This is a genomic window from Streptomyces sp. NPDC046881, from assembly GCF_040645015.1.
Lineage (GTDB): Bacteria > Actinomycetota > Actinomycetes > Streptomycetales > Streptomycetaceae > Streptomyces.
Genome location: NZ_JBEYXJ010000137.1, coordinates 1 through 18,359, shown reverse-complemented (window position 1 = coordinate 18,359; position 18,359 = coordinate 1). Strand labels below are relative to the sequence as shown.

At 74.5% G+C, this 18,359-nt stretch carries 2 protein-coding genes; both read right to left on the bottom strand.

Going from position 1 to position 18,359, the window contains the following annotated elements; translation table 11 throughout:
• Positions 1-7,008, bottom strand: a 7,008-nt coding sequence (locus ABZ923_RS37070; RefSeq protein ID WP_361481344.1) for a type I polyketide synthase, incomplete at its 3' end; no start/stop codon positions are given.
• A 119-nt stretch (positions 7,009-7,127) separates the two neighbouring features.
• Complete coding sequence (locus tag ABZ923_RS37065) at positions 7,128-18,317, bottom strand: SDR family NAD(P)-dependent oxidoreductase (protein ID WP_361481341.1); 11,190 nt, start codon at positions 18,315-18,317, stop codon at positions 7,128-7,130.
• Positions 18,318-18,359 lie beyond the last annotated feature (42 nt).

Genomic DNA, 18,359 nt, shown 5'->3' with positions numbered 1-18,359 from the left:
GACCCGCTGGGACCCCTGCCCCGGGAACACGACGACCGTCTTCCCGTCGGCACCCGAGCCCGTGACCACGAACGGAGCCGTCTCCCCGGCGGCCAGTGCCCGCAGCCCGGAGACCACGTCCTCGCGGCTCTCGGCGACGATCACGGCCCGTTCGGACAGCACCGCCCGCCGGGACACCAGCGCCCCCGCCACAGCAGCCACCGGAGCATCGGACTCGCCCACGAACGCGGCCAGCCGACCCGCCTGCCCCGCCAGCGCACCCGCGCTCCGCGCCGACACGACCACCGGCACCACACCGTCCGCCGGAGCCACCGGCTCGGCAGCGGGCTCCTCCGGGGCCTGCTCCAGGATCAGGTGGGCGTTGGTGCCGCTGACGCCGAACCCGGAGACGCCCACCCGGCGCGGCCGGTTCACATCCGGCCACTCGCGGGCCTCCGTCAGCAGTTCGACCGCGCCGTCCGACCAGTCGACCTGGGACGTCGGCGAGTCGACGTGCAGGGTGGCCGGGAGGACGCCGTGCCGCATGGCCTGCACCATCTTGATGACACCGGCGACGCCCGCGGCCATCTGGGTGTGCCCGATGTTGGACTTCAACGAGCCCAGCCACAACGGCTGTTCGCGGTCCTGGCCGTAGGTCGCCAGCAGGGCCTGCGCCTCGATCGGGTCGCCGAGGACCGTACCGGTGCCGTGACCCTCCACCGCGTCCACGTCCGCCGGGGTCAGCCCGGCATTCGCGAGCGCCTTGCGGATCACCCGCTGCTGCGAGGGACCGTTCGGAGCCGTCAGGCCGTTGGACGCGCCGTCCTGGTTCACCGCGCTGCCCCGGACCACCGCCAGCACCCGGTGCCCCTTGCGCCGCGCCTCCGACAGCCGTTCCAGGACGACCACACCCGCGCCCTCGGCCCAGCCCGTGCCGTCGGCCGCGTCCGCGTACGACTTGCAGCGGCCGTCCGACGCCAGACCCCGCTGCCGCGAGAACTCGACGAAGGTGCCCGGGGTCGCCATGACGGTGGCGCCACCGGCGAGGGCCATCGAGCACTCGCCGTTGCGCAGGGCCTGGGCGGCGAGGTGGATGGCGACCAGGGAGGAGGAGCAGGCGGTGTCGACGGTCACCGCGGGGCCCTCGAAGCCGAAGACGTAGGCGACGCGCCCGGAGGCGACGCTGCCCATGCCTCCGGTGCCGGTGAAGCCCTCCAGCTCGGGCGGTACCGGGCCCGAGGTGCCGTAGCCCTGGCCCATCAGGCCGGAGAAGACGCCGATGTCCGCGCCCTTCAGCGACAGCGGGTCGATGCCCGCCCGCTCCAGCGCCTCCCAGGAGGTTTCCAGGAGCAGCCGCTGCTGCGGGTCCATCGCCAGCGCCTCGCGCGGCGAGATGCCGAAGAAGCCGGCGTCGAACAGTGCGGCGTCGTAGAGGAAGCCGCCCTGGCTCACGTACGAGGTGCCGGCCTGGCCCGGGTCGTCGCTGAAGAAGCCGCTCAGGTCCCAGCCGCGGTCGTCGGGGAAGCCGGACATCGCGTCCCGGCCCTCGAAGACCAATCGCCACAGGTCGTCCGGGCTGTCGACGCCACCGGGCAGCCGGCAGGCCATGCCGACGATCGCGATCGGCTCGTCCGGGTCGGCGAGGGTGACCGCCGGGGCCGGTGCCGGGGCGGTCGCCGTGGTCTCGCCCAGCTCGCCGTGCAGGTGGCGGGCGAGGGACAGGGGGTTCGGGTGGTCGAAGACGACAGTGGCGGCCAGTTTGAGGCCGGTGGCCTCGCGCAGCCGGTTGCGCAGCTCGACCGAGGTCAGCGAGTCGAACCCGGAGTCGCGGAAGGCGGTCTCCGGCTTGATGCCCTCGGGTCCCGCGTGGCCGAGGACGGTCGCCGCGTGCGTCCGCACCAGGTCCAGCAGCAGTTCCTCCTGTTCGGCCGCGCCCAGCCCGGCCAGCCGGTCCGCCAGGCCGCCGCCGCTGTCGCCGGCCGCGGCCCGTACGGTCTGCCGGCCGGTGCGCACCAGGCCGCGCAGCAGCGTGGGGACGGCCCGGCCGGCGCCCGCGTCGGTGCGCAGCTGCCGCAGGTCCAGCTTGGCCGGGACGAGCAGGGCCTCACTGGTGCGCAGGGCCGCGTCGAAGAGATCCATGCCCTCGTCGGGGGACATGGGCAGGACACCACCGCGCCGGTTCATCCGGCTGCGGGTGAGGTCGTCCATGCCGGCCGCCATACCGCCGGTGGCCTGGTCCCACAGGCCCCAGGCGAGCGAGGTGGCGGGCAGGCCCGCGGCCCGGCGCTGCTGGGCCACCGCGTCCAGGAAGGCGTTGGCCGCCGCGTAACTGCCGGTGCCCGCGCCGAGGAAGACGGACGAGACGGACGAGAAGACGACGAACACGGCCAGTTCGGGGACGAGTTCGCGGGTCAGTTCGTCCAGGTGCTGTACGGCGGTCACCTTCGGTGCGAACACCCGGGCCACCTGCTCGGGCTGGATGGTCCCGATCACTCCGGCGTCGGCGATGCCCGCCGTGTGCACGACCCCGGTCAGCGGACGGCCGCCCCGGCGGGCCTCGGTCAGCAGGGCGGCGACCGCGTCGCGGTCCGTGACATCGCAGGACGCCACCGTTACCTCGGTGGCGCCGAGCTCGGTGAGCTCGGCGACCAGCTCGGCTGCACCCTCGGCGGCTCGGCCGCGGCGGCTGGCCAGCACGAGGTGGCGGATGCCGTGCCGGGTGACCAGGTGCCGGGCCAGCAGACCGCCGAGCGAACCGGTACCGCCGGTGATGAGGACCGTGCCCTCCGGGTCCAGCGCCGCGGGTGCCTTGGGTTCCGTCGCCGCCGGGTCGAGGCCCGCCGCGGTGGCGCGGGCCAGCCGGGGGATGAGCAGTGCCCCGCCGCGCAGCGCCAGTTCGGGCTCCGTGTCGGCGGCCACGCGCGCCAGGACGTCGGCGGTGCTCTCGACCAGGAGGTCCGGGTCGAGCGCGGGGTCGAGGTCGAGGAGCACGATCCGGTCCGGGTTCTCGGACTGCGCGGCCCGGATCAGGCCCCACACCGCGCCGCCCGCCGTGTCGGTCACCGCGCCGTCGGCGCCGGCCGGTACCGCGCCCCGGGTGGCCACGACCAGCCGGGTCGGCTCCAGGGCGGGGGCGGCCAGCCAGGCCTGCACGGCCGCCAGCACCCGGTTCGTCAAGGCCGGCGCCGGGTCGTCCGCGTCCTGGTCGTGGGCCGCGACGGCCTCCAGCACGACCAGCGCGGGCGGTTCCGCGGCCGTGGCCGAGCCCTCCGCCAGGGCGGTGACGTCGGCGGCGGAGCGCACCCCGGCCCAGACCGGCGGCTCGCCCGCCGGCGCGTCGGCTCCGGGGAGGGCCGTCCACTCGACACGGAACAGCGAGTCGTCGCTCGCCGTACCCGCTGCGCTCTCCAACTGCTCGGCGGACAACGGCCGCGGCTCCGCCGACTCCGCCCGCAGCACCAGCCCGCCGGCCGGGTCGACCGCCTCCAGCGCCAGCGCGTCCCGGCCCTGCGGCGTGATCCGGACCCGCAGCGCCGTGGCGCCGACGGCGTGCAGCGCGAGTCCGTGCCAGGTCAGGTACTGCCACACCCGGGAGCCGCCGTCGGCCGTGGCAGCGTCCAGCAGCGACGGGTGCAGGGCCGCGTCCAGCAGCGCCGGATGCAACCCGAACCGCCCGGCCTCCTCACGGTCGTCCTCCGGTACGGCGACCTCGGCGAGGATCTCCTCACCGAGCCGCCACAGTCCGCGCACGGCCCGGAAGAGCGGCCCGTGCTCGTAACCGCGCCGGGCCAGGCCGCCGTACAGCGCCTCCACGTCGACCCGCTGGGCGCCGGCCGGCGGCCAGGTGCCGAAGTCGGCCAGCGGGCTCTCCCCCGGCTTGGGCGTCGTCGTCAGCACACCGGTGGCGTGCCGCACCCAGGCCTCCGCCCCGCTCACCTCGCCGGCGTCCTCACGCGTCGAGTAGACGGTGACCGTACGGCAGCCGCTCTCGTCGGCGCCGCCGACCGCGACCTGGACGCGGACCCCGCCCTGCTCCGGCAGCACCAGCGGTACGCCGACCGTGAGTTCGTCCACGGTTCCGCACCCGACCTCGTCACCGGCCCGCACCGCCAGCTCGACCAGGGCCGCGGCGGGGACGAGCACCACCCCGCCGACCGTGTGGTCCGCCAGCCAGGGGTGCGTGCGCAAGGACAGCCGGGAGGTGCACAACACCCCACCCGTCTGAGGTACTTCCACGACGGCACCGATCAACGGGTGGTCCGTGGGCGCCTGCCCGAGCGCGGTGGCGTCACTCGCTCCGTTCAGCCGGAGCCAGTAGTGCCGGTGGTCGAAGGCGTACGTCGGCAGGTCCACCTGTACGGCATCGGCGCCGGTGGGCAGGACGCCGGTCCAGTCGACGGGGACGCCCTTGACGAAGACTTCCGCCATGGACGTCAACAGCCTGTGCAGCCCGCCGCCTTCGCGGCGCAGGGAACCGGTGACGACGGCCTCGGACCCCGCCTCGTCCACGATCTCGTTGACCGGCTGGACGAGGACCGGGTGGGCGCTGGACTCGATGAACACCGAGTGGCCCTCGGCGAGGAGAGCGGCGATGGCCGGTCCGAAGCGGACCTGGCTGCGGAGGTTGCGGTACCAGTAGTCGCCGTCGAGGACGCCCGCCTCGCGCACCCACTCGCCGGTGACCGTGGAGAAGAACGGCACCAGCGGTGCCTGGCTGCGGATGTCGGCGAAGGCTTGCGCCAACGCCCCTTCGATCGCCTCGACATGGCGGGTGTGGGAGGCGTAGTCCACCGCCACCCGGCGCACACGCACACCGTCGGCCTCCAGCGCGGCCAGCGCCTCGTCCAACGCCTCGGCGTCACCGGCGATCACCACGGAGGAGGGGCTGTTGACGGCGGCGACCTCAACTCGGTCGTCCCACACGGTGATCCGCTCAGCAGCCTCCGCTTCGGGCAGCGCTACCGAGGCCATGCCGCCCCGGCCTGCCAGTCCACCCGCGATCACCTGACTGCGCACGGCCACGATCCGCGCCGCGTCCTCCAGCGACAGCGCACCGGCCACACACGCGGCGGCGATCTCGCCCTGCGAGTGCCCGACCACCGCGTCCGGTAGGACCCCCACGGACGCCCACACGGCGGCCAAGGCGACCATCACGGCGAAACTCGCCGGCTGCACCACATCGACCCGCGCCAGCAGATCGACCTCACCGCGCAGGACAGCCGTCAAGTCCCAGTCCACCCACGGCTCCAGAGCCCGGGCACACTCCTCGATCCGCTCCGCGAACGCCGGCGAGGACTCCAGCAGCTCACGGCCCATCCCCAGCCACTGCGAACCCTGTCCCGGGAACACCAGCACCGTCCGCCCAGGCGCCCCCGCGGACCCGACCACCACGGCGGGGCTGCTCTCGCCGTTGGCCAGCGCGCTCAGCGCGGCCACCGCCTCCTCCCGGGACCCGGCGACGATCACGGCCCGTTCGTCCAGGAAGGCCCGCTGGGTGACGAGGGCGCTCGCGAGGTGGGCTAGGGGTGTGTCGGTGTCGCCGGTGAAGGCGGCCAGGCGGCCGGCCTGGCCGGCCAGCGCTGCTTCGGAGGCTGTCGACACCACCAGCGGGACCACACCGGCGCCGGGGGTCACCGGCTCCGCGGCCGGTTCCTCCGAGGGTTCTTCCAGGATCAGGTGGGCGTTGGTGCCGCTGACGCCGAAGGAGGAGACGCCGGCCCGGCGGGGGCGGCCGGTGCGGGGCCACTCCTGTTCCTCGGTGAGCAGTTCGATCGACCCGGCCGTCCAGTCGACCTGGGAGGACGGGGTGTCGACGTGCAGGGTGGGGGGCAGGACGCCGTGCCGCATCGCCTGGACCATCTTGATCACGCCGGCGACGCCCGCGGCGGCCTGGGTGTGCCCGATGTTGGACTTCAACGAGCCCAGCCACAGCGGTCGTTCGCGGTCCTGGCCGTAGGTCGCCAGCAGGGCCTGGGCCTCGATCGGGTCGCCGAGGACCGTGCCCGTGCCGTGACCCTCGACCACGTCCACGTCCGCCGGCGTCAGGCCCGCCTCGGCCAGGGCCTTGCGGATGACCCGCTGTTGGGAGGGGCCGTTCGGGGCGGTGAGGCCGTTGGAGGCGCCGTCCTGGTTGACGGCGGAGGCGCGGACGACGGCCAGCACCCGGTGGCCGTTGCGGCGGGCGTCGGACAGGCGTTCCAGGACGACGACACCTGCGCCCTCGGCCCAGCCGGTGCCGTCGGCGGCGTCGGCGTACGACTTGCAGCGGCCGTCGGCGGCCAGCGCCCGCTGCCGCGAGAACTGCATGAACATACCGGGCCCGGCCATGACGGTGGCGCCGCCGGCCAGCGCCATCGAGCACTCGCCGCGGCGCAGGGCCTGGGCGGCCAGGTGCATGGCGACCAGGGAGGAGGAGCAGGCGGTGTCCACGGTCACCGCGGGGCCTTCGAGTCCGAAGACGTAGGAGATGCGGCCCGAGGCGACGCTTCCGGTGGTCCCGGTGCCGGTGAAGCCCTCCAGCTCCGGCGGGACCGGGCCGCCGGTCGCGTAGCCCTCGTTGATGACGCCCACGAAGACACCGGTGTCCGAGCCCTTGAGCGTCACCGCGTCGATGCCGGCCCGCTCCAGCGCCTCCCAGGACATCTCCAGGAGGAGCCGCTGCTGCGGGTCCATCGCCACCGCCTCACGCGGGGAGATCCCGAACAGACCCGCGTCGAACAGGGCCGCCTCGTGCAGGAAGCCGCCCTGGTCGACGTAGGACTTGCCCGTCTTGTCGGGGTCGGCGTCGAACAGTGCCTCCAGGTCCCAGCCGCGGTCGGCCGGGAACTGCGAGACGCCGTCGCCGCGTTCGCGGACGAGCCGCCACAGGTCGTCGGGGCCGGTCACCCCGCCGGGCAGCCGGCACGCCATGCCCACGATCGCGATCGGCTCCGCCTTCTCGGCCTCAAGTTCACGGACGCGTTGCTGGGAGCGGCGCGCGTCGGCGAGAACGCGCTTGAGGTAGTCGCGAAGCTTGCTTTCATCCGCCATTGCGGGTCAGCTCCTAGTGGGGCTAAGGGCGTCAGGTGGACTGCGGGGGCGGGCGTGGACATGGCGTGCGGGTGGGCGCCGGGCCGCCCGGCCGGGGGCCGGTACCCGGTGTCTGTCGGCTAGTGGCCGAACTCGGTGTCGATGAGTTCGAACAGTTCGTCGTCGGAAGCCGACTCGAAGTCCAGGTCCTCCTCGGCGTCCGGCTCGGTGACGCTCGCGGTGGACCAGGTGGTCAGCAGGCCCTGGAGCCGGGTGGCGACCTGGGCGCGGGTGGTGTCGTCGGCCGCGGTGTCGGCCAACAGCGCCTCGAGCTTGCTGAGTTCGGCGAGCAGGGGGTGCGTGCCCGGCGCGGCCTGGTCGCCCGGGGCCAGCCGGTCGTGCAGGTAGCCGGCGAGGGCGAGGGGGGTCGGGTAGTCGAAGACGGCGGTGGCGGGCAGGTTGAGGCCGGTGGCCTCGCGCAGCCGGTTGCGCAGTTCGACGGAGGTGAGGGAGTCGAACCCGGCGTCCTTGAACGCCGTCTCGGCCCTGACCTGGTCGGCCCCGGTGTGGCCGAGGACGGTCGCCACCTGGCCCTGCACCAGCTCCAGCAGCAGCATCTCCTGCTCGGCCGGGGACAGCGTGGCCAGCTTGCGGGCGAGTCCGCCGGAGTCCCCGGCGCCGGCCCGGGCGGCCTTCCGGCCGGTCCGCACCAGGCCGCGGAGCAGCGGCGCGACACCGCCGCCCAGCGCGGCGTCGGCGCGCAGCGCCCGCAGGTCCAGTTTGACGGGCAGCACCAGTGCCTCGCCGGTGGGCAGCGCCGCGTCGAGCAGCTCCATCCCCTCGGCCGGCGTGAGCGGTACGACACCACCGCGCCGGCCGGTCCGGTTGCGTACGGCCTCACCGGTGGCCGTGTCCTGTCCGCCCGTCGGCTCCCACGGGCCCCAGGCCAGCGAGACGGCGGGCAGGCCGTCGGCCCGGCGGCGGTGGGCCACCGCGTCGAGGTAGGCGTTGGCCGCCGCGTAGCCGCCGGTACCCGCGCCGAGGAAGACGGAGGAGGCGGAGGACAGCAGGACGAACGCGGCCAGATCGGGGGCGAGTTCGCGGGTCAGCTCGTCCAGGTGCCGGACGGCCGTCACCTTCGGGGCGAAGACCCGGGCCAGCCGGTCCCGGTCCATCTCGCCGATGACCCCGGCGTCGAAGACGCGTGCCGCGTGCACGACAGCGGTCAGCGGGTGCGCCTGCGGTACGGCGGCGAGCAGCGCGGCGAGCGCGGCGCGGTCGGTGACGTCGCATGCGACCACCGACACGTCGGCTCCTCGTTCGCCGAGTTCGGCGACGAGCCGGTCCGCGCCGTCGGCGGCCTTCCCGCGACGGCCGGCCAGCACGAGGTGGCGTACGCCGTGCCGCTCGACCAGGTGCCGGGCGACCTCGGCGCCGAGCGTCCCGGTACCGCCGGTGATCAGGACCGTGCCCTCCGGGTCCAGCGCCGTCGCGCCGGAGTCGCCGGCCGGGGCCAGCCGCGCCAGGCGCGGCACGTACAGCGCCGTACCGCGGACGGCGACCTGCGGCTCGCCGCTCGCCAGGACGGCATCGAGGTCGGCCGCACCCGTCTCGGTGTCGACGAGCACGATCCGGTCGGGGTTCTCCGCCTGCGCGGCACGCACCAGGCCCCAGACGGCCGCGCCGGCCGGGTCGGTGACCGCCGCGTCGCCGCCGGCGGGCACGGCACCCCTGGTGACCACGACCAGCCGGCCGTCCTCGGTGCCCTCGTCGGCCAGCCAGGCCTGCACGGCCGCCAGCACCCGGCTCGCCAACGCCACGGGCGTGTCGTCGGCTTGGGCCCGGGCCTCGACCACCGTCGCCGCCGGCACCTCACCGGCGCCGGCCACGGACGGCAGCTCGCTCCACTCCACCCGGAACAGCCCGTCGTCCGCGCCGGTGCCGGCCGCCGTCGACAGCTGCTCGGCCGAGAGCGGCCGTAGCGTGACGGCCTCCGCCGTGACGACCGTGCCACCGGCCTCGTCGGCGGCCTCGACCGCCAGGGCGCCGTCGGCGGACCGCGCCAGGCGCACGCGCAGCGCCGTGGCACCTTCCGCGTGCAGCGCCAGTCGGCTCCACTCCAGCGGCTGCCAGAGCCGGGCGTCATCGGCCGCCGAGGCATCGAGCAGCGCCGGGTGCAGGGCGGCCTCCAGCAGGGCGGGGTGGATACCGAACCGGCCCGCCGCGTCCCGCTGCCCGTCCGGCAGCACGACCTCGGCGAACAGCTCGTCGCCGCGCCGCCACACCGCCCGCAGGCCCTGGAAGACCGGCCCGTACTCGTAGCCGTACCGGAGCAGCCGCTCCTCGGCACCGGTCAGGTCCTCCGCCTCCGCGCCGGGCGGGGGCCAGGCGGCGAAGTCGAAGGCGCCGGCCGCCGGGACCGCACCGGTGAGGCTTCCGGTGGCGTGCCGGGTCCACGCGTCGGCGCCGATCTCACCGACGGCGTCCTCCCGCGCGGAGTGGACGGCCACCGCACGACGGCCCTCCGCGTCCGGAGCCTCGACGGTGACCTGCACCCGCACACCGCCCTGCTCGGGCACCACCAGCGGCGCCTCGATGACGAGTTCGTCCACGGTCCCGCAGCCGACCTCGTCCCCGGCCCGTACGGCCAGCTCGACCAGCCCGGCACCGGGTACGACGACCACTCCCCCGACCACGTGATCGGCCAGCCAGGAGTGCGTGCGCAGGGACAGCCGGGAGGTGAACACCAGCCCGTCCGACTGCGGCAACGGCACCACCGCACCCAGCAGCGGGTGGTTCGCCGTGGTCTGCCCGAGGGCGACGGCGTCGGTGGCGGGAGCCATCTGCAGCCAGTAGTGGCGGTGGTCGAAGGCGTACGTGGGCAGGTCCACGTGAGCTTCGGTGGCGCCCTCGGGCAGCACGGCCGCCCAGTTCACCTTCGAGCCGCGGACGAAGAGGTGGGCCACGGCCGCGAGGAGGGTCTGGGCCTCGCCTCGCTCGTCACGCAGGGCCGGGACGCTGACCGCGTCCACCGATTCCGTGATCGCGCCTGTCAACGCACCGCCCGGGCCGAGTTCCAGGAACACCGAGCCGCCGGATGCGGCGATCCCGTCGGCGAAGCGGACCGGGCGGCGGACGTGGTCCATCCAGTACGCCGGGTCCGTCAACTGACCCGGCTCCGCCAAGCGGCCCGTCACGTTGGACACCACCGGGATCGACGGTTCGTTCCAGGTCAGTCCGTCGAGGGCCTCCGCGAAGTCCGTGAGCATCGGCTCCATGAGCGCCGAGTGGAAGGCGTGGGAGACGGTGAGCCGCTTGACCCGGCGGCCCTGCTCGCGCAGCTTCTCCGCCACCGCCAGCACGGCCGGCTCATCGCCGGACAGGACGACCGAGCCGGGCGCGTTCACCGCCGCCAAGTCCACACCATCGCCGAGATATTCAGAGATCTCGGCTTCACTGGCGGCCACGGCGACCATCGCGCCGCCCGTCGGCAGGGCCTGCATCAGCCGGCCCCGCGCCGCCACCAGCGCCGCCGCGTCCTCCAGCGACAGCACACCCGCCACATGCGCGGCCACGACCTCGCCGATGGAGTGCCCGGCCACCACGTCCGGCCGTACACCCCAGGACTCCACCAGCCGGAACAACGCCGACTCCACCGCGAACAACCCGGCCTGCGTGAACACCGTCTGGTCCAGCAACTCCGCGTTGCCGAAGATCACATCCTTGACGGGGAGTTCCGCACCGAGGTGCCCGTCCAGCGCGACACAGGCATCGTCCAGCGCCCGCGCGAACACCGGATACCGCTCATACAGCTCACGACCCATACCGACGCGTTGCGATCCCTGACCCGGGAACACGAACACCGTCTTCCCGTCGACATCCGACCCCGTCACCACGGCCGGTGACGCCGCACCCGCGGCCAGCGCCTCCAGACCGGCCACCGCCTCGTCACGCGACCCGGCGACGACCACGGCCCGCTCCGACAGCACCGCCCGACGGGACACCAGCGCCCCCGCCACAGCAGCCACCGGAGCATCGGACTCGCCCACGAACGCGGCCAGCCGACCCGCCTGCCCCGCCAGCGCACCCGCACTCCGCGCCGACACGACCACCGGCACCACACCACCCGCCTGAACCGCAGGCTCGGGAGCGGACGCTTCCGGTGCCTGCTCCAGGATCAGGTGGGCGTTGGTACCGCTCAGCCCGAAGGAGGAGACACCGACCCGTCGGGGACGTCCGGTCTCGGGCCAGTCGCGTGCTTCGGTGAGCAGTTCGACCGCTCCGGACGTCCAGTCGACCTGGGACGACGGCGCGTCCACGTGCAGGGTGGGCGGCAGGACGCCGCGCTGCATGGCTTCCACCATCTTGATCACGCCGGCCACGCCGGAGGCGGCCTGGGTGTGCCCGATGTTGGACTTCAACGAACCCAGCCACAACGGCTGTTCGCGGTCCTGGCCGTAGGTCGCCAGCAGGGCCTGCGCCTCGATCGGGTCGCCCAGGACCGTACCGGTGCCGTGACCCTCCACCGCGTCCACGTCGGCCGGGGTCAGCCCGGCGTTCGCGAGCGCCTTGCGGATCACGCGCTGCTGCGAGGGACCGTTCGGAGCGGTCAGGCCGTTGGACGCGCCGTCCTGGTTCACCGCGCTGCCCCGGACCACCGCCAGCACCCGGTGCCCCTTGCGCCGCGCCTCCGACAGCCGTTCCAGTACGACCACACCCGCGCCCTCGGCCCAGCCCGTGCCGTCGGCCGCGTCCGCGTACGACTTGCAGCGGCCGTCCGACGCCAGACCCCGCTGCCGCGAGAACTGGACGAAGGCACCGGGGCTGGACATGACGGCCGCGCCGCTGGCCAGGGCGAGGGAGCACTCGCCGCTGCGCAGGGCCTGGGCGGCGAGATGCATGGCGACCAGGGAGGAGGAGCAGGCGGTGTCCACGGTCACGGCCGGGCCCTCGAAGCCGAAGACGTACGACACCCGGCCGGAGGCCACACTGCTGCCGGCGCCGGTCGTGACGAACCCCTCCAGTTCGGCGGGGATGTCGCCGCCGGAGCCGTAACCCTGGCCCATGAGGCCGGAGAACACGCCGACGTCGGTGCCCTTCAGCGACAGCGGGTCGATGCCGGCCCGCTCCAGCGCCTCCCAGGACGTCTCCAGCAGCAGCCGCTGCTGCGGGTCCATCGCCAGCGCCTCACGCGGCGAGATCCCCCAGAAGCCCGCGTCGAACAGCGCCGCCTCGTGCAGGAAGCCACCCTGGTCGACGTAGGAGGTGCCGGCCTTGTCGGGGTCGGAGTCGAACAGGCCCTCCAGGTCCCAGCCGCGGTCGTCGGGGAAGCCGGACATCGCGTCCCGGCCCTCGAACACCAACTGCCACAGCTGCTCGGGGCTGTTGACGCCACCGGGCAGTCGGCAGGCCATGCCGACGATCGCGATCGGCTCGTCCGGGTCGGCGAGGGTGACCGCCGGGGCCGGGGCGGAGGCGATCGCGGCCGTCGTCTCCCCCAGTTCGCCGTGCAGGTGGCGGGCCAGGGCGAACGGGGTCGGGTGGTCGAAGACGACGGTGGCGGGCAGCTTCAGGCCGGTGGCCTCGCGCAGCCGGTTGCGCAGCTCGACCGAGGTCAGCGAGTCGAACCCGGAGTCGCGGAACGCCGTGTCGTGCTTGATGCCCTCGGGTCCTGCATGGCCGAGCACGGTCGCCGCGTACTTCCGCACCAGGTCCAGCAGCAGCGCCTCCTGCTCGGCCGGGTCCAACCCGGCCAGGCGGCGGGCCAGTTCACCGGTTCCGTCGGTGGCGGCGGCTGCCCGTGCGACCTGCCGGGGCACCTTGACCATGCCGCGCAGCAGGGGCTGTACGCCACGCCCGGCCGCGGCATCGGCGCGCATGGACCGCAGGTCCAGCTTGATCGGGACGAGCAGCGGCTCGCCCGTGCGCAGCGCCGCGTCGAACAGCTCCAGGCCCTCGTCGGCGGCGATGGTCTGGCTGCGGCTCCGGCTCACCCGGGCCTGGTCGGCGGTGTCGAGGTGGGCGGTCATGCCGGTGGCCTGCTCCCACAGACCCCACGCCAGCGACACACCCGACAGCCCGGCGGCCCGCCGACGCTGCACCACCGCGTCCAGATAGGCGTTCGCCGCCGCGTAGTTGCCCTGCCCCGCCGAACCGAACACCCCCGCAGCCGACGAGAACACCACGAACGCACCCAGATCCGGGACCAGTTCTCGCGTCAGCTCGTCCAGATGCGTCACCGCGCTGACCTTCGGCGCGAACACCCCGGCCAGCCGCTCCGGAGTCAACGCCCCGATCACACCGTCGTCCAGGACACCCGCCGTGTGCACCACACCCGACAGCGGACGCTCCGCCGACGCAGCGGCCAGCAACTCGGCCACGGCCTCCCGATCCGACACGTCGCACGCCACCACCGACACCGACTCGGCACCCAGCCCCGACAACTCGGCCACCAACTCCTCGGCACCCTCGACCGCCGAACCCCGCCGGCTGGCCAGCACCAGATGCCGTACGCCATGGCGCTCCACCAGGTGCCGGGCCACCAGAGCGCCCAGCACGCCGGTACCGCCCGTGACCAGGACCGACCCGGCCGGGTCGAAGGCGACCGGCGCGTCGCCCGGCTCGGGGCGGGCGAGCCTCGGCGCGAACAGGCGGGTACCGCGGACGGCGATCTGGGGTTCGCCGGCGGCCAGTACGGCGGCGAGCAGCGGCTCGACGTCGGTACCGGCGGGCGTGTCCGTGTCGAGCAGGACGATCCGGTCGGGGTTCTCCGCCTGGGCCACACGGATCAGGCCCCAGACGGCCGCCGCGGCCGGGTCGGTCACCGTCTGCTCGCCGGCGGCGGGCACGGCACCCCGGGTGACGACGACGAGCTGGGCCGCCTCCAGGCTCGGGCTGGCCAGCCACGCCTGGACGATCTTCAGCACGCGACCCGTCAGGGCCAGTGCCGCGGCGTCGTCCGGCGTCTCGGTGCGACCGGCTTCCAGCACGACCACCGGGGGCACGCCCGAGCCGTCGGTCAGCGCTGCCACGTGCGCGGGCTCGGTGATCGGCACCCAGGCGGGCGGCAGGTCCGTGCCCGGCTCCGTGGTCCCGGGCAGCTCCGTCCACTCGATGCGGAACAGGGAGTCCCGGCTGTCGTCGGCCGCCGCGCCGAGCTGGTCGGCGGAGACGGCCCGGGAGACCAGCGACCGGAGCGTGAGCACCGGCGCGCCGGTCTCGTCCGCCGCCTCCAGGGACAGCGCGTCGGGCGCGGAGCGGGTCAAACGCACGCGCAGCGCGGAGGCGCCGGACGCGTGCAGGTGCAGCCCGTTCCAGCCGAACGGGAGGTGGACGCCGGTGCCGTCGTCGGTGCGGTTCTCGCCCTCGGGGTCGGCGAGCGCCACGTCCAGCATCGCGGGGTGCAGCGCGGCGTCGAGGAGGGCCGGGTGGATGCCGAACCGTGCGGCGCCGGCCCGCTGGTCCTCCGGCAGTGCGACCTCGGCGAAGAGATCGTCACCGCGCCGCCACAGGGCTCGTACGCCCTGGAAGACCGGCCCGTAGCCGTAACCGGCCGCGGCGAGCAGCTCGTAGCCGCCGGACACGTCGACCTGCCGGGCGCCGGTGGGCGGCCACACGGCGAGGTCGGCGACCGGCGGGGCCTGGTCGGCCGGCGCCGGCGCGGTCAGGGTGCCGGTGGCGTGCCGGGTCCAGGCCTCGGCACCGACGTCTCCGCGGGCGTCCTCGGGCGCCGAGTACACGGCGACCGTCCGGGAGCCCGTCTCCGCCGGGCCGCCGACGGCGACCTGGAGCCGCACCCCGCCCTGCTCGGGCAGCACCAGCGGCGCCTCGATGACCAGTTCGTCGAGGACCCCGCAGCCCACTTCGTCACCGGCCCGCACGGCCAGCTCCACCAGCCCGGTACCGGGGACGAGCACCGCCCCGCCGACCGCGTGGTCCGCCAGCCAGGGGTACGTGCGCAAGGACAGCCGGGAGGTGCACAACACCCCGCCGGTCTCGGGCACTTCGACCACGGCGCCGAGCAGGGGATGATCGGCGCCGGCCTGCCCCAGGGCGGCCGCGTCCGCCGCGGGGGCCGGCTTCAGCCAGTAGTGACGGTGGTCGAAGGCGTACGTCGGCAGGTCCACCTGTACGGCATCGGCGCCGGCGGGCAGGACGCCCGTCCAGTCCAGCTCCACGCCCCTGACGAAGACCTCGGCCATCGACGTCAACAGCCTGTGCAGCCCGCCCTCTTCGCGGCGCAGCGAACCGGTGACGACGGCCTCGGACCCCGCCTCGTCCACGATCTCGTTGACCGGCTGGACGAGGACCGGATGGGCGCTGGACTCGACGAACACCGAGTGGCCCTCGGTGAGCAGGGCCTCGATGGCCGGTCCGAAGCGGACCTGGCTGCGGAGGTTGCGGTACCAGTAGCCACCGTCCAGGACACCCGCCTCGCGCACCCACTCCCCGGTGACCGTGGAGAAGAACGGCACCATGGGCGCCTGGCTGCGGATGTCCGCGAAGGCCTCCGCCAACGCCCCTTCGATGGCCTCGACGTGACGGGTGTGGGAGGCGTAGTCCACCGCGACCCGGCGCACGCGCACGCCGTCGGCCTCCAGCGCGGCCAGCGCCTCGTCCAACGCCTCGGCATCACCCGCGATCACCACCGAGGAAGGGCTGTTGACCGCGGCGACCTCGACTCGTCCGTCCCAGGCGGCGATGCGGGAGGCCGCGTCCGTCTCGGGCAGCGCCACCGAGGCCATACCGCCCCGACCCGCCAGCCCACCCGCGATCACCTGACTGCGCACGGCCACGATCCGCGCCGCGTCCTCCAGCGACAGCGCACCGGCCACGCACGCGGCGGCGATCTCGCCCTGCGAGTGCCCGACCACCGCATCCGGCACGACACCCACGGACGCCCACACGGCGGCCAAGGCGACCATCACGGCGAAACTCGCCGGCTGCACCACATCGACCCGCGCCAGCAGATCAACCTCACCGCGCAGGACAGCCGTCAAGTCCCAGTCCACCCACGGCTCCAGAGCCCGGGCACACTCCTCGATCCGCTCCGCGAACACCGGCGAGGACTCCAGCAACTCCCGGCCCATCCCCAGCCACTGCGACCCCTGCCCCGGGAACACCAACACCGTCCGCCCAGGCGCCCCCGCGGACCCGACCACCACGGCGGGACTGCTCTCGCCCTTGGCCAGCGCACTCAGCCCGGCCACCGCCTCCTCCCGGGACCCGGCGACGACCACCGCCCGCTCCGACAGCACCGCCCGCCGGGCCGCCAGCGCCCCCGCGATCTCGGCCGGCGACGCGTCCGTGTCCCCGGTGAAGGCCGCCAGTCGCTCCGCCTGCGCGGACAGCGAGCCCGGTGACGCCGCCGACACCACCAGCGGGACCACACCGTCGTAGGCCTCAGGTGCGGCGACCGGCTCCTCCGGTGCCTGCTCGAAGATGAGGTGGGCGTTGGTGCCGCTCAGGCCGAAGGAGGAGACGCCGACTCGGCGCGGACGGCCGCTGTCGGGCCACTCCCGGGCCTCCGTGAGGAGTTCGACGGAGCCTGCCGACCAGTCGACCTGCGGGGTGGGCTCCGCCACGTGCAGGGTCGGGGGCAGGACACCGTGCCGTAGCGCCTCGACCATCTTGATGACGCCGGCGACGCCCGCGGCGGCCTGGGTGTGGCCGATGTTGGACTTCACCGAGCCCAGCCACAAGGGCTCTTCGCGGTCGCGGCCGTAGGTGGCCAGCAGGGCCTGAGCCTCGATCGGGTCGCCGAGCGCCGTGCCCGTGCCGTGTGCCTCGACGGCGTCGACGTCGGTCGCGGCCAGCCCGGCCACCGCCAGCGCGCGGCGGATGACCCGCTGCTGGGAGGGGCCGTTGGGGGCGGTGAGGCCGTTGGAGGCGCCGTCCTGGTTGATCGCGCTGCCGCGCAGCACGGCGAGGACGCGATGGCCCTTGCGGCGCGCCTCCGAGAGGCGTTCCAGGACGACCACGCCGACGCCCTCGGCCCAGCCGGTGCCGTCGGCGGTGGAGGAGAAGGCCTTGCAGCGGCCGTCGGGGGCGAGGGCCCGCTGCCGGGAGAACTCCACGAAGGTGCCGGGGGTGGCCATGATGGTCGCGCCGCCGGCCAGGGCGAGGGAGCACTCGCCGCCCCGCAGGGCCTGGGCGGCCAGGTGCATGGCGACCAGCGAGGAGGAGCAGGCGGTGTCCACGGTCACCGCGGGGCCCTCGAAGCCGAAGACGTACGACACCCGGCCCGAGGCCACGCTCACCGCGGAGCCGGTGGCCGTGAAGCCGCCCAGCTCCGGCGGGATGTCGCCGCCGATGCCGTAGCCCTGGGTCATCACGCCGGAGAACACACCGACGTCCGAGCCCTTCAGCGCGGACGGGTTCACGCCCGCCCGTTCCAGCGCCTCCCAGGAGGTCTCCAGCAGCAGCCGCTGCTGAGGGTCCATGGCCAGCGCCTCGCGCGGCGAGACACCGAAGAAGCCCGCGTCGAACTGGCCCGCCTCGCGCAGGAAGCCGCCCTGGTCGACGTACGAGGTGCCGATGTTCTCGGGGTCGGTGTCGAAGAGGTCGTCCACGTCCCAGCCGCGGTCGGCGGGGAACCCGGAGATCGCGTCCCGGCCCTCGACCACCAGCCGCCACAGTTCCTCGGGGCTGTTGACGCCGCCGGGCAGCCGGCAGGCCATGCCGACGACGGCGATCGGCTCGTCCGGGTCGGCCACGACGACCGTGGGGGCCGCCGCGCCGAGGGCGCTGCCGCTTGCTCCCACCAGTTCGTCGCGGAGGAAGCGGGCGAGGGCGACCGGGGTCGGGTAGTCGTAGACGAGGGTGGCCGGGAGGCCGAGCCGGGTGGTCTCGCGGAGCCGGTTGCGCAGCTGGACGGCGGTGAGCGAGTCGAAGCCCGCGTCCTTGAACGCCTTGTCGGCCCTGACCTTCTCGGGGCCGGTGTGGCCGAGCACGGTCGCGACATGGGTGCGGACCAGGTCCAGGAGCAGGGTCTCCTGTTCGGCCGGGGTCAGGCCCGCGAGCCGGCCGGCCAGGCCGCTGCCGCGTCCGGCGGCGATGCGGGCGGCGGCGCGCCGGCTGTGCGGTATCAGTGTGCGCAGCAGGGACGGTATGTCGCCGCCGGCCGTGGCCTCGGCGCGTACGGCCCGCAGGTCCAGCTTGATCGGGACGAGGAGGCTCGCGCCGGTGCGCAGGGCCGCGTCGAAGAGGTCCAGGCCCTCGTCGGCGGCGATCGCCTGGAACCCGCCGCGGTTCATGCGGGCCTGGTCGGCGTCGTTCAGGTGGGCGGTCATGCCGGTGGCCTGCTCCCACAGACCCCACGCCAGCGACACACCCGACAGCCCGGCGGCCCGCCGACGCTGCACCACCGCGTC